The 13,812-nt window shown below is 61.4% G+C and carries 11 protein-coding genes and 1 pseudogene; 8 read left to right on the forward strand and 4 right to left on the reverse strand.

Features of this window, described 5'->3' with window-relative positions:
• The first annotated feature begins 10 nt into the window (after window positions 1-10).
• Together JFU58_RS18140 and JFU58_RS18145 are read left to right on the forward strand one after the other, a co-directional pair.
• On the forward strand, window positions 11-688 hold the full coding sequence (locus tag JFU58_RS18140; protein ID WP_201141472.1) for an ABC transporter ATP-binding protein: 678 nt from the start codon (window positions 11-13) through the stop codon (window positions 686-688).
• Window positions 685-1,479, forward strand: coding sequence for an ABC transporter permease (locus JFU58_RS18145; RefSeq protein WP_201141474.1), 795 nt, complete (start codon window positions 685-687; stop codon window positions 1,477-1,479). The genes JFU58_RS18140 and JFU58_RS18145 overlap by 4 nt, the downstream gene beginning before the upstream one ends.
• Window positions 1,480-2,315: 836 nt before the next feature.
• Here JFU58_RS18145 and JFU58_RS18150 read toward each other — a convergent pair.
• Both JFU58_RS18150 and JFU58_RS18155 read right to left on the reverse strand, forming a co-directional pair.
• Window positions 2,316-3,362 carry an L-idonate 5-dehydrogenase gene (locus JFU58_RS18150; RefSeq protein WP_201141476.1) on the reverse strand — a complete coding sequence of 349 codons (1,047 nt, stop codon included), beginning with the start codon at window positions 3,360-3,362 and terminating at the stop codon, window positions 2,316-2,318.
• Between the two features lie 13 nt (window positions 3,363-3,375).
• The gene (locus JFU58_RS18155; protein ID WP_201141478.1) at window positions 3,376-4,149 is read right to left on the reverse strand and encodes a glucose 1-dehydrogenase; all 774 of its coding nucleotides are present in this window, start codon (window positions 4,147-4,149) and stop codon (window positions 3,376-3,378) included.
• 190 nt (window positions 4,150-4,339) lie between these two features.
• Between JFU58_RS18155 and JFU58_RS18160 the strand changes: the two genes are divergently transcribed.
• The 6 genes from JFU58_RS18160 (at window position 4,340) to JFU58_RS18185 (ending at window position 10,308) form a co-directional block, all read left to right on the forward strand.
• Window positions 4,340-5,212, forward strand: a complete 873-nt coding sequence (locus JFU58_RS18160; RefSeq protein WP_063028785.1) for a LysR family transcriptional regulator — start codon at window positions 4,340-4,342, stop codon at window positions 5,210-5,212.
• A 125-nt stretch (window positions 5,213-5,337) separates the two neighbouring features.
• Window positions 5,338-5,958: a glutathione S-transferase family protein gene (locus JFU58_RS18165; RefSeq protein WP_093208178.1), complete on the forward strand. Its 621-nt coding sequence runs from the start codon at window positions 5,338-5,340 to the stop codon at window positions 5,956-5,958.
• Window positions 5,959-6,044: 86 nt separating this feature from the next.
• Window positions 6,045-6,965, forward strand: coding sequence for a LysR family transcriptional regulator (locus JFU58_RS18170; protein ID WP_201141480.1), 921 nt, complete (start codon window positions 6,045-6,047; stop codon window positions 6,963-6,965).
• A complete protein-coding gene (locus JFU58_RS18175; protein ID WP_201141482.1) occupies window positions 6,965-7,864 on the forward strand; it encodes a LysR family transcriptional regulator in 900 nt (299 codons plus the stop codon). Before JFU58_RS18170 ends, JFU58_RS18175 begins: the two co-directional genes overlap by 1 nt.
• Before the next feature lie 2 nt (window positions 7,865-7,866).
• Window positions 7,867-8,832: a pyridoxamine 5'-phosphate oxidase family protein gene (locus JFU58_RS18180; RefSeq protein WP_201141484.1), complete on the forward strand. Its 966-nt coding sequence runs from the start codon at window positions 7,867-7,869 to the stop codon at window positions 8,830-8,832.
• A 135-nt stretch (window positions 8,833-8,967) separates the two neighbouring features.
• Complete coding sequence (locus tag JFU58_RS18185) at window positions 8,968-10,308, forward strand: PQQ-dependent sugar dehydrogenase (RefSeq protein ID WP_201141486.1); 1,341 nt, start codon at window positions 8,968-8,970, stop codon at window positions 10,306-10,308.
• 831 nt (window positions 10,309-11,139) lie between these two features.
• On the opposite strand, the pseudogene JFU58_RS18190 reads toward JFU58_RS18185, so the two are convergent.
• Window positions 11,140-12,568 (reverse strand): annotated as a pseudogene (locus tag JFU58_RS18190) (efflux transporter outer membrane subunit).
• Complete coding sequence (locus JFU58_RS18195; RefSeq protein WP_201141488.1) at window positions 12,568-13,362, reverse strand: helix-turn-helix transcriptional regulator; 795 nt, start codon at window positions 13,360-13,362, stop codon at window positions 12,568-12,570. The pseudogene JFU58_RS18190 and the gene JFU58_RS18195 overlap by 1 nt, the downstream one beginning before the upstream one ends.
• Between the last annotated feature and the right edge of the window lie 450 nt (window positions 13,363-13,812).

A 13,812-nucleotide genomic window follows, 5' to 3' on the forward strand; every position in this document is an offset into this window, starting at 1 on the left:
CATCAAGTCCATGAGCGTATTAGTAGAAACCCGGGCGCTCACGCGTATGGACGAGCGCCGTCAGCTTCAACTGCTGCACCCTACGGATTTCCAGTTGCACCGCGCCGACCGTATCTCCATCACCGGCTCATCCGGCTCCGGCAAAAGCGTATTCCTGCGGGCACTTGCCTTGCTCGACGCGCCCAGCTCAGGGGAAATCCTCTGGCACGGCCAACCCATCGCCAACGCGCAAATCCCCCAGTACCGCAGCTATATCAGCTATCTCGCCCAACGCCCGGCGCTGATCGAGGGCACCGTGGAAGACAACCTGCGTTTCCCCTACAGCCTCAAGGCCTTGCACCACCTCAGTTTCGATGCGGAGGCCGTCAAGGCACTGCTGGCCCACGCGGGGAAAGAATCGGGCTTCCTGGCAAAAAACGCCGGGGACTTGTCCGGCGGTGAGTCCCAGGTGGTTTCGCTGATCCGTACCCTGCAACTCAATCCCGATGTGTTGCTGCTGGACGAACCCACCGCCGCTCTCGACCCGGCGTCATCCCGGGAAGTCGAGGCGCTGATCAACGCCTGGGTCGAAGCGGATCACGACCACGCCTATATCTGGGTGTCCCACGACCTTGAGCAGGCACAACGCATGAGCACCACCCGCCTGCATATGGACGCCGGCGTGCTGACGGAGGCCGTGCAGCCATGAATTATCACGACCTCACGGCACTGGACATGGCCATCGCCGCCTCGCTGATCCTGATCAACGGCGCGCTGTCACTGCTGTTGCGTTTGGGCCTGGAACGTCAGCTGTTCTGGGCTGCCGTACGCACGGTGGTGCAGTTGCTGGCGATTGGTTACCTGCTGGGCTGGGTGTTCGAGTTCGCCTACTGGTACGTGGTGTTGCCGCTGATGTGCCTGATGACCCTGATCGCCGGGCTCTCGGCCGCCGGGCGCGGCAAGCGGACTTATGCCGGCCAGCGGGCTGACAGCATTGTGTCGGTGTGGGGCAGTTCGTGGTTGGTGACGGCTATCGGCTTGTTCGCGATCATCCGGATTCACCCGTGGTACGAGCCGCAGTATGCGATTCCGATCCTCGGCATGATTCTTGGTAATACCCTCACTGGTGTGTCCCTCGGGATTGAGCGCATGACCCAGGAACTGACCTCGGGGCGCAACACCATCGAGATGGTCCTGGCCCTCGGCGGTTCACGCTGGGAGGCGGCGCAGGATGCGATTCGCCAGGCGGTCAGGGCGGGGATGATCCCGACGCTGAACCAGATGACGGTGGTGGGGATAGTCAGCCTGCCGGGGATGATGACTGGTCAGGTGCTGGCGGGAGAAAGCCCGGTGGACGCGGTGCGTTATCAGATCGTGATTATGTTTTTGATCGCTGCGTCGTCGGCGTTGGGCACGGTAGGTGCGGTGTTGCTTACCTACCGGAGGTTGTTTTCTCCGGGGCATCGGTTTTTGCGCTACCGGCTTGAAGAGCGGGTGTGACCCTGAGGGGGGGTAGGTTTTTTTGGGGGGCTCTACTGTGTACATATCCGTTTCTTCGGTAACGGCCGCCTATGGTTCCGCTCTTACAGCGGCTCACTTTGGAAAAGCCCCAAAGTAAGCAAAGGGCTCTGCCCCGCCTGTCGGCGCCTCGCTAGGGCTCGGCGTTCCCTCACTCCGGCATTGCTCCGCGGGCCGCCGCGACGGGCCATCCATGGCCCGGCGCGGCTAAACCGGCGTCCTGCCGGTTTACCCGCTCCGCAATACCTGCGTTCGGCCTCGGGCTTATTGGGGCAGTCAGATCAAGATCAACAGCAAGAGCACAGCGGCCTACCGGCCGGCTTGAGTGTTAAAAGCAAAGGCAAGATCCAGAGCGAAAGCCAAATCTGAAGCTGATGCAGCTCTGCTTTTCTGTGGGAGCTGGCTTGCCTGCGATGCAGACAACTCGGTGCATCAGGTACACCCAGTTGATGCCATCGCAGGCAAGCCAGCTCCCACATTTGACCGTGCCCGCTTTAGCTTTTGATTTGGCTTTTGCTCTTCAACACTCAAGCCGGCCGGGAGGCCGCTGTGCTCTTGCTGTTGATCTTGATCTTGATCTTGATCTTAGGCGCCCCGTTAAACCACGCTGGCCGAACGCAGGCTTTGGAGCGTGGGTAACCCGGCAGGACGCCGGGTTACCCACGCTCCAAAGCCGGAGTGAGGGCACACCGAGCCTAAGCGAGGTGCCGAGTGGTGGGGCAAGAGCGTTTTGCTTACTTTTGCGCTTTTCAAAAGTGAGCCGCTGTAAGAGCGGAACCATAAGCGGCCGATACCCAAATAACGGATATACACCCGGTTCAATCACCCACACCGAAATCCAGCATCACCTTCATCGCCCGGCTCTTGTCCGCCGCCAGTTCAAACGCCTTCACCGCCTCGCTGAACGGCACGGTGTGGGAGATCACCGGGCGCACATCAATCACCTGGCGATTCAGCAAATCCACCGCCTGGGCGAACTCCGAATGGAATCGGAAGGTGCCTCGCAGGTCGATTTCACGGCTTACCAAAAGGTTAAGCGGCAGCGAGACTTCGCCACCCAGGCCGACCGTCACCAGTACGCCGCGCGGGGCCATGCACTCCAGGCCGTTGCGCAGGGCCTGAGCGATGCCGGAGACTTCGAACATCACGTCGAAGTAGCCTTTTTCGCCGATGTAGGGCTTCAACGCGTCGGCGTCTTCCGCCAGATTATGGGTACGGCTGGCGCCCATTTTCTCGGCGCAGGCCAACGGCCCGGCGGCCAGGTCCACGGCGACAATTTCCCCCGCACCGGCGGCCCGCAGGCTGCCGATCAACAGGTTGCCGATAGGGCCGCAGCCGGTCACCAGCACCCGCTTGCAGAAGATCGCTCCGGCGCGCTGGATCGCATGCAAACCCACAGACAAGGGTTCGGCCATCGCACCTTCGGCGAGGCTGACATGATCGGCCAGCAGGTGCGCCTGGTGCGTTTCGATCACCAGGGACTGTTGAAACGCGCCTTGCACGTGGGGGAAGGGCATCGCACTGCCGTAGAAGCGCATGTTCAGGCAATGGTTCGGCAGCCCTTGATGGCAATAACGGCAACCCCCGCAAGGCCGCGACGGCGAGACCGACAAGCGTTGGCCGACTTTGAACGGGCCACCCTCGCTGCCCACGGCATCGATCACCGCCGACACTTCATGGCCCAGCACCATCGGCTCGCGCAGGCGCACAGTGCCGAAGCCGCCGTGCTGGTAGTAGTGCAGGTCCGAGCCACAAATTCCGCCCCGGGCAATGCGCACCCGCAACTGGTCGGGGCCGAGGGTGTGAGGTTCGGTTTGCGGTTCTACCCGCAGGTCCTTCGAGGCATGGCAGACGATAGCGTGCATGAAATTCTCCGGGTTACAACGAGGCGGTGATGCCACCGTCCACGTACAGGATATGACCGTTGACGAAACTCGCCGCATCGCTGGCAAGGAACACCGCAGCGCCCGCCAGTTCGGCGACGTCACCCCAGCGCCGGCTCGGCGTGCGTTGCACCAGCCAGTCACTGAACTCGGGGTTGGCCACCAGGTTGGCGTTCAGTTCGGTCTTGAAGTAGCCGGGGCCGATGCCATTGACCGTCAGGCCGTGTTGGCCCCAATCAATGGCCATGCCTTTGGTGAGCATCTTCAGCGCGCCTTTGCTGGCGGCATACGGCGCAATACCCGGGCGGCCCAATTCACTTTGTACCGAGCAGATATTGATGATGCGCCCACGCTTGCGCGGGATCATCGCCCGGGCCACGGCCTGGCCGACAAGGAAGGCGCTGTCGAGGTTGGTGCTCATCAATTCGCGCCAGTGGGTTTCGCTGTAATCCTCAAGTGGTCCGCGCCGCTGCATGCCGGCGTTGTTCACGAGGATGTCCAGCGGGCCCAGGCGCTCTTCGATATCTGCCACGGCGGCCAACACCGCTGCGCCATCGGTGACGTCGAACCCCTGGGTATGGACTTCCAGGCCTTCCGCCGCCAGCAACGCGGCACTGTCACGCAAGGTGCTGCGATTACGCCCGTTGAGCACCACCCGCGCGCCGGCCTGGGCCAGGCCACGGGCGATAGCCAGACCGATACCGGCGCTGGAACCGGTAATCAAGGCCAGGCGGCCATCGAGGCGGAAGTTGTCTAAAACGCTTTGCATGGAGAGATTTCCCGTGGCTGAAACAGGTGATCAACACTAACAATCCGAGTCCGAGGTGCCGTCCTTATTGTTATAGGCCAAACCCTGTCATATCGTGCATGACGGACCTAACTTCACCGCAGCCCGGGTTCAGCGTCCAATTTTCATTTGTGATCCAGTGATCAAAAACGGTGATAACCGGAGCCTCATGATGGAACTCAAACACCTGCGCGCCTTTGTCGTGCTAGCCCAGGAACTGCATTTCGGCCGGGCGGCGGCGCAGCTGTCGATCGTGCAACCGGCGCTGAGCATGCAGATCAAGCTGCTCGAAAGCGGCTTGGGCGTGCGCTTGCTCGACCGCAACCGGCACTCGGTGACGCTGACTGAAGCCGGGCGGGTGTTTCTCCCCGAGGCCCAGGCCACCCTGCACCAGGCCACTCGCGCCGCCGATGCCGCCCGTGCTTCAAACCGTGGGGAAATCGGCCGGGTGCGCCTGGGATTTGTCTCGTCAGTCTTGCCTGAATTGCTGCCGGGATTGATTCGCGCGATGCATCAGCGCTACCCGCGAATTGAACTGGAACTTAAGGACATGCCCGGCCCGGATCAGGCGACGGCGCTGAAAAACGGTCAGTTGGATTTCGGCCTGATGCGTTTGCCGGCGGCCTATCCCGGCGTGCAGACCCGCGCGGTGTTGCAGGAAAGCTTTGTGGTTGCCTTGCCCATTGATCATCCGTTGGCGGCTCAGACAGCCATTCAGCCGGCCGACTTGCTTAAGGTCCCGGTGTTCATCCTGGCCCGACGGTATGCCCCAGGGTTCTACGACGAGTTCGTCCAGGCCGTGGGCGCGCCCCTGGAGATCGCCTCTGAACTCGGAGAGTTCACCACCATGCTGGCGCTGGTCTCGGCCGGGTTGGGTGTGGGGGTGTTGCCGCAGCAGGCGGCTCGGGCGTTGCCGGCCAATTGTGTATCCAGGCACTTGGAGTTGGGGGCGTTCCGGGCCAGGACCGGCCTGGCCTGGACCGAACTCGACAGCGCAGTGAAAACCACCGTGTTCAACCTGATCGACGAGTTGTTTGGCGAGTGATTATTTCATCTGGTGAAATGCTGGATTGTAAAAACTGGCTATTCTGCTGCGTGCCGTAGCGGTGGAAGATAAGTGCCATCGACACGATTACCGGGTCGAGTCCCTGGCACATCGCGGAGCTTGTCATGATCAAACTGTACCGTTACCCCTTGTCTGGCCATTCCCACCGGGTCGAGTTGATGCTGTCGCTGCTGGGCGTACCCGCCGAGCTGGTACTGGTGGACCTGAAGCAAGGCGCCCACAAAACCTCCGAGTTCCTGACCACCCTCAACAGCTTCGGCCAGGTGCCGGTGATCGATGACAACGGTGTGGTGCTGGCGGACTCCAATGCAATCCTGGTGTACCTCGCCGGCCAATATGGCAACACCCAGTGGCTGCCGACCGAGCCTTTGGCCCAGGCCCGTGTACAGCGTTGGCTCTCGGCAGCGGCGGGGCCGCTGCACACCGGTCCGGCTGCGGCTCGATTGATCACCGTGTTCGGTGCCGCACTGGATGCCGAGGCGACCATCAGCCGTTCCCATGGGTTCCTCAGCGTGGTGGAGCAACAGTTGGGGCAGAGCCGTTTTCTCTCCGGTGACCTGCCGACGATTGCCGATATCGCGCACTACACCTACATCGCCCATGCCCCGGAAGGTAACGTCTCGTTGAGCGACTATCCGCAGGTTCGCGCCTGGCTGGGCAGTATCGAGGCGCTGCCGGGTTTTGTCGGTATGCAACGCACCGCCGTGGGCCTGGCGAAGGCTTGAAGATTTTGTGGCGAGGGAGCTTGCTCCCTCGCCACAACCGCTCCCAAGCCACTGGTTTGGTGGACTACATTCGATTAAGGGGGCTCATGGACCGTTTCCAGGAAATGCAGATTTTCCTCGCAGTCGCCGAAGAACAGGGCTTTGCCGCGGCGGCCCGGCGCCTGAAAATCTCGCCCCCCAGCGTGACCCGTGCGATTGCTGCGATGGAGGCGCGTATCGGCACGCAGTTGCTCTCGCGCACCACCCGCAGCCTGCACCTGAGCGAGGCTGGCCAGCGTTATCTGGATGATTGCCGGCGCATTCTCGCGGAGCTGGTTGAGGCCGAAGAAGCAGCAGCCGGTAGCTTCTCGATCCCATGGGGGCACTTGACGGTCACCGCGCCTGTGTTGTTCGGCGAATTGTTCGTCGCGCCGATCCTGGGGGAGTACCTGGACCAATTTGCCCAGGTCAGCATCAACGCCTTGCTGGTGGACCGTGTGATCAATATGACCGACGAAGGCGTCGACGTGGCCGTGCGCATCGGGCATTTGCAGGAAAACGGCCAGCAGGCGATCAAGGTCGGTGAAGTGCGCCGCGTGGTATGCGCCGCGCCGGCTTACCTTGAGCGGCACGGTCGGCCACTGCACCCCGGGCAACTGCGGGAGGCGAAGATTGTCACGTCGTCCTCCAGCCAATTGGTCAGCGAATGGCAGTTCAGGGAGAGCAACCAGCCATTGAGCGTGGCCGTTGAGCCACGCCTGGTGGTCACCGCCAACAACGCGGCAATCAACCTGGCGCGCCTGGGCTGGGGCGTCACGCGGGTGTTGTCTTATCAGGTGGCCAGCGACGTGCGTGCAGGCGCACTGGAAATCATCCTGCAAGACTTCGAGCCGCCGGCATTGCCGATCCATGTGGTGTTCCAGAACAGCGCCCGGGTACCGGCGAAGGTCAACACGTTCGTGAATTTTTTGGTCAGCCGGCTGGGGCAAGATGCTGCGCTCAACCCGTCGATGCAGCGGCCGGCCTGATGGACCGCTATCGCGACATGCAGATTTTCCGGACGCTGTCCCGGCAGCCGAGCCTGGCTGCGGCTGCCCGCTGCCTGGGCATCTCGGGGCCCACTGTGATCCGCGCGATTGACCGGCTGGAGACGCGCTTGCGCGTGCAGTTACTGGAGCGCAACACCCGGGGCATTCGCCTCACCGAAGCAGGGGCGAGGTTTTTGGCGGACTGTTCACGCATCTTTGATGGCGTGAGCGCCGCCGAAGCATCTGCCCAGGGCGCGCATGCGCAGGCCGAGGGGAATCTGCGGGTGTTTTTTCCGTTTCTGTTCAGCCGGTATGTGATGGCGCCGCTGTTGGCCGACTACCTGGAGCGCTATCCCGGCGTCCGGATGTTTGCCCATTACCACGATCATTATCCGAACCTGAATGAAGACGGCCTGGACGTGGCGGTCCTGGTGGGAGAACTGCCCGGGTCATCCCTGATTGCGCGGCCTGTGGGCCATGTGCGCAACATCGTGTGCGCCAGCCCTGGCTACCTGGAAACCCATGGCGAGCCACTGCAACCCGAGGCGCTCAAGCGACATCGACTGGTCGCCAGCCAGGCCTATTCGGACGGGGTGCAATGGGATTTCCTGGCCTCCAGCATCAAGGCCCGAGCGCGCCTCGGTTGCACCACCGTGCAGGGCGCGATCAATGCGGCAGTGCAGGGCGCAGGGTTGATCCGGTGCCTGAGTTACCCGGTCCACGAGCACTTGGCAAACGGCCAATTGCGTCGGGTATTGCAGGCCCATGAACCGCCGCCGCTGCCGGTGCATGTGGTCTACCGCGAGGGGCGCAACGCTTCGATGCGGGTGCGCAGTTTTGTTGATTTCACGGTGGCGGCTTTGCGTGAACATCCGGCGTTTCATCCACTGAGGGCTTGATCATGAACCACCAGGACGCGTCCCCCGTTTCGCCATGGCATGCCGGCGAGCGGCAATTGCAGCAAAGTGCCGGCGTGGCTGAGCGCATGGAGGTAATCGGCGCGAAGGTCATACGGGATCATTTGCCGGAGCAGCATCGGGCGTTTTATGAGTTATTGCCCTATCTGGTGGTGGGCGCCGTGGATGATCAGGGGCTTCCGTGGGCCACGCTGCTGGAGGGGGCGCCGGGGTTTGTGTATTCGCCCGATCCCTACAGCTTGCGTATCGACAGCCTGCCTGCGGTGGACGATCCCGCCGGGGCGGGGCTGAAGAAAGGTGCGGCGGTGGGGCTGTTGGGCATTGATCTGAATACGCGGCGGCGCAACCGTATGAATGGAGTTGTGGGTACGACTGGCGCTGATGGTTTTGCGGTGGACGTGGTGCACACCTTTGGCAATTGTCCGAAGTACATCCAGTTGCGTGCAGTGGACCCGGATGCTCGGGGGCAGCGTTCTGGTGAAGGCGCGGTGCAGCGCGCCAACTCGCTCGATGAGTCTGCCCGGGCGCTGATTCGTAGCGCGGATACGTTCTTCGTCGCCAGTTATGTGGACCTGGAGGGGGATGTGGCCAAGCGTTCGGTGGACGTTTCGCACCGGGGTGGCGACCGTGGGTTTGTGCGGGTGGACGGTGATGTACTGACGATTCCCGACTTTACCGGCAACTCTTTTTTCAACACCTTGGGCAATTTGCAGCTCAACCCGGTGGCGGGATTGTTGTTTGTGGATTTTGCTACGGGTGATGTGTTGCAGGTTGTCGGGCGGGCCGAGGTGATTCTTGAAGGGCCCGAGGTGGCGGGGTTCCAGGGCGCCGAGCGGTTATGGCGGGTGACGGTGGAGCATGTGGTTCGGCGGGAGGCGGCGCTGGCGTTGCGTTGGCAGTTCGAAGCGTTTTCTCCCTACAGCCTGTCATTGGGGCCATGGAGGGTCTGAGGGACGCTGTCGAACACACTCGTGCGACTGAGTTAAAACTCAATTGCGCGGGAGGCGGTGTTTGGTGCCGGGGAATGACGCAATACTCCGTCGGGATTTTGCCTGCCCAATGATGGGCTGTCCCGAGGTTTTCCAATGAATGCACCAAGCCGCCTTGCGCTGCTGATCACCGCCACTGCTGCCCTGAGCGCCTGTGGTGAATCCTCCAAATTGCCGTTTCAGGCCGGTGTTGGGCCGAGCCCGCAACTGCCCGAACCTACGGCCTCGCTGATCCCGACACTCAAGGTGTCCAAGGCTGTCGGTTGGCCAGGCTATGCCCAACCGACGGCTCCGGAAGGGTTTGCGGTGACGGCGTTGGCCGAGAACCTTGATCATCCACGCTGGGTGTACACCTTGCCCAATGGCGACGTTCTGGTCGCCGAGAGTAACCATCCGCCCATGCCCGAAGGCGCCACGGACGGCGGCACCGGCTTGCTTGCCTGGGCGCGTCGTACGGCGATGGGGTTTGTGATGGGGCGGGTGGGTGCCGACACGCCGAGCGCGGACCGTATTACCCTGCTGCGGGACGCCGATGGTGATGGGCATGCCGAGGTGAAGAGCGTGTTTCTCAGTGGGCTGACGTCGCCGTTTGGCATGGCTCTGGTGGGTGATGCCTTGTATATCGGCAATGCCGATGCGGTGGTCAAGGTGCCTTATGTTCCGGGCCAGACTCACATCGATGCCACGCCGGTGAAGGTCACCGATCTGCCGGCCGGGATCAATCATCACTGGACCAAGAACGTTCTGGCCAATCCTGAGGGCACCAAGCTTTACGTGACGGTCGGGTCCAACAGCAATGTGGGTGAGAACGGGCTTGCAGCCGAGGACGGGCGTGCGGCGATCTGGGAGTTGGATCTTGCCAGTGGGCAGAAGCGTCTGTTTGCCAGTGGGTTGCGCAATCCCAATGGGCTGGCGTGGAAGCCTGGTTCCTCGCAACTGTGGACGGTGGTTAATGAGCGCGATGAGATTGGCAGTGACCTGGTGCCGGATTACCTGACTTCGGTGCGGGAGGGTGCATTTTACGGTTGGCCGTGGAGTTATTACGGGGCTCATGTTGATACGCGGGTGCAGCCGTTGCGTCCTGACAAGGTTGCCCAAGCTATTGCGCCAGACTACGCGCTGGGGACTCATGTGGCGCCGTTGGGGTTGACCTTTTCTGATGCGCGGGGGATGCCGGCGGGGTTCGCCGATGGGGTGTTTGTGGGGGAGCATGGGTCCTGGAATCGTAATCCGCAGGCGGGGTACAAGGTGGTGTTTGTTCCGTTCCGGGATGGTAAGCCTTCGGGTCAGCCTGTTGACTTTCTGACTGGGTTTTTGAACGGCGATGGGGAGGCTCAGGGTAGGCCGGTGGGTGTGACGCTGGACGGGCAGGGGGCGTTGCTGGTGGCGGATGATGTGGGGAACAAGGTGTGGCGCGTGGCGCGGGTGAGGCCTTAAGGGGGTTGCTGATGTTGGGGGCATATCCGTTATTTGGGTGATGGCTTGTATTGGTTCCGCTCTTACAGCGGCTCACTTTTGAAAAGCGCAAAAGTAAGCAAAACGCTCTTGCCCCACCACTCGGCACCTCGCCTAGGCTCGGTGTGCCCTCACTCCGGCTTTGGACCGTGGGCCGCCGTCATGGGCCATCCCTGGCCCAGGACGGCTAACCCGGCGTCCTGCCGGGTTACCCACGCTCCAAAGCCTGCGTTCGGCCAGCGTGGTTTAACGGGGCGCCTAAGATCAAGATCAAAAGCAGATCAAGGGCACAGCGGCCTCCCGGCCGGCTTGAGTGTGGTGAAGCAACAGCAAAATCAAAAGCTAAAGCGGGCACGGTCCAAATGTGGGAGCTGGCTTGCCTGCGATGGCATCAACTGGGTGTACCTGATGCACCGAGGTGTCTGCATCGCAGGCAAGCCAGCTCCCACAGAAAAGCAGAGCTGCATCAGCTTCAGATTTGGCTTTCTCTCTGGCTTTTGATCTGGTTTTTAACACTCAAGCCGGCCGGTAGGCCGCTGTGCTCTGGCTTTTGATCTGCTTTTGATTTTGATCTGCGGGCCCCGTTAACCACGATGGCCGCAAGTAGGCACGGTGGAGCGGGTAAACCGGCAGGACGCCGGTTTAGCCGCGCTGGGCCAGGGATGGCCCATCGCGGCGACCCGCGGAGGCGTGCCGGAGTGCGGGCATGCCGAGCCTAGGCGAGGCACCGAGTGGTGGGGCAAAGACCTTTTGGTTACTTTTGGGGCGTTTGCCAAAAGTGACCCGCTGTAAGAGCGGAACCATAGGCGGCCGTTACCGAAGAAACGGATATGCCCCCAACCCCAACCTCAACCCCCGCGGAACCCAAGTCCCACCCCCACCCAACGCCGTATACAAATTCACCTCCGCCACCAACTGCGCCAACCGATCCACAATCAACGCCTGCTGCGAAGTGAACAACGACCGCTGCGCATCCAGGAACACCAGATTACTGTCCACCCCACTGCGATACCGGTGCTGCGCCAAGTCGTAATACTTCTGGTTGGCCCGCACAAAATCCCGCTGCGCCGCCAGTTGCTCGTTATACGTCTGGCGCGCCGCCAGCCCATTCGAGACCTCCTGAAACGCCGTCTGAATCGACTTCTCATACTGCGCGACAAAGATGTTCTTCTGAATCTTCGCGTAATCCAGACTCGCCCTCAGACTCCCCGCATTAAAGATCGGCAGATTGATCTGCGGCTGAAACGCCCAACTCCCCGACCCCCTGGAACAATCCCGACAGATCCTTGCTGGAGGTCCCCGCATTGGCCGTCAGCGTAACCGAAGGAAAAAACGCCGCCCGCGCCGCGCCAATATTGGCGTTGGCCGCCTGCAACTGATATTCGGCCTGAACAATATCCGGCCGCCGTTGCAGCAGGTCCGAGGGCAACCCGGCCGGCACGCGCGCCACCAGGTCGGCGGACAGCGGCTGTGCCGGCAGAGAATCCGGCACCGGGCCACCCACCAGCAACGCCAGGCTGTTGAGGTCCTGGGCCACCTGGCGCTGGTAGCGGGCAATGCTTGCTCGCGTGCTCTCGACGCTGGTCTGGGCCTGGATCACATCGATCGAGGATGCCTTGCCCGCCGTTTTGCTGCGGGAGGTCAGGCGCAGGCTGTGTTCGTCCGAAGCCAGAGTCTGCTGAGCCAGGGCCAACAGTTCCTGATCGGCGCGCCAGGTCAGGTAGGCGTTGGCCACGTTGGCCACCAGGCTCAGTTGTGCACTGCGCCGGGCTTCTTCGGTGGCCAGGTATTGCAGCATTGCCTGTTCGCTGAGGCTGCGCACGCGGCCAAAAAAATCCAGCTCATAGGCACTCACGCCCAGCGTTGCGGAGTAGGTGGAGGTGATCGCCGATTTGCCGGTGCCCGTGGCGCGCCGTGAGACTTTCTGCCGGTTTTCGGCACCCGTGGCAGACACCGCCGGGAACAGGTCCGCGCGCTGGATGCGGTATTGCGCCTGGAACGCTTCGACATTCAGCGCCGCTACCCGCAGGTCACGGTTATTCACCAGTGCCTGGCCAATCAACTGCCGCATCACCGGGTCGCGGAACAACTGTTGCCAGTCAGGCCCGGCGGCCGAGGGGCCTACCTTGTCCGCGTTGTACACCGGGTATTGTGCCGGCGTTGGCGCCTCGGGGCGCTGATAGTCCGGGATCAGCGAACACCCGCCAAGCACACACGCCACGCCGAGCATCAGTTTTTTCATCACGCGCCAACCATCCATTTGGCCAGGCCATGGCGGCCACTCACGCCCAGTTTGGCCGCCGCGCGCTTGAGGTAAGTTTCGATGGAGCTGTTTTTTACGCTGAGTTTCTCGGCCATCTGCGGCACGGTTCCGCCGGTCAACAATCCCAGGCACACTTCCTGTTCCCGCGCCGATAAGGTGATGTCACTGAGTGACAGGCGTTTATAGAATTCGCGCTGCAATTGCGACTGCTCCAACAGGGTTTTAGAGGGCTCGGGCGCCACCACCGCTACCTGTCGATTGATCTGCGCATGGCGCTCGATCAACGGCAGCAAGGTTTCCGAAAGGCTCTTGAGAAACGACAACTCCGCCAGGGAGAAGGCGCGTTGGGTGTGGGGCCGATAAAACGAAATCACGCACCGCCGATTCGCCTGGCGCGAGACCAGGTTGCACTGATGGGACGTGCCCCGGGCATGGGTGCTGTTGGCCTTGGCATTCATCTGGATCAACAGCGGGTCGTTCATGCCGAGCATTTTTTTCAGCAACGGATGGTCGTCGCGGTGATGCAGGGTGCGCGGTGGAGGCAAGTCCTGCTTCAACCCATCGCTGCCGAGTAACTTGATATCGAGCACGCAGGCCTGGTGCTCGTCGAGGGTCCATTCACTGAGGTCCACCAGGTGAACCGGTACCAGCTTGTTGACCAGTTGCAGCATGTTTGCTGCGAAGTGTTCAGTGCCTGTGCTGGAAATCAATTCCCCCAACTCGAAATAAAAATGCGGACTTTCCATATTTCGAATACTGCTGGTCAGACTCATAGCCATCTCATCCTTGATGTCGAAAACCGTCGACGGTTGCCCCCGTCCGTTTGCAGGCCTCCCGTTCTCCTTGAACCTGGGTCGGTGCTCGAGGCTTCATTTAGCCACGGGGATTTGTCCTACGTATGTAGCGGAAACGAGGGACACAACCTGCCATAAAAAACGCGCCATTATTTCGTCATTTCTGACGGACAAATAAGGTGGGGCCGCACAGGAAGGGTGTTTTAGAGTTTGTTAACTAGTTGATATAAAACGTTTTTATTGATTTATATGAAAATGCTTAGCTGTCAGGCAGCGGCCAGGGATAGCCAATTTCCTACACCCATTTAATCGATTCAGCACTGAACCATCAGCCAACCCCGGCGCGGTAGCTGGCTGTCCGGGTTTCGGGTGACATACGGTCCGCCGGGGCGATGCTTAAATCCCGTTGATTTCACCTCAATGGGGCGT

The sequence above is a fragment of the Pseudomonas sp. TH34 genome (genome assembly GCF_016650865.1).
In the GTDB taxonomy this organism is placed as follows: Bacteria; Pseudomonadota; Gammaproteobacteria; order Pseudomonadales; family Pseudomonadaceae; genus Aquipseudomonas; species Aquipseudomonas yamanorum.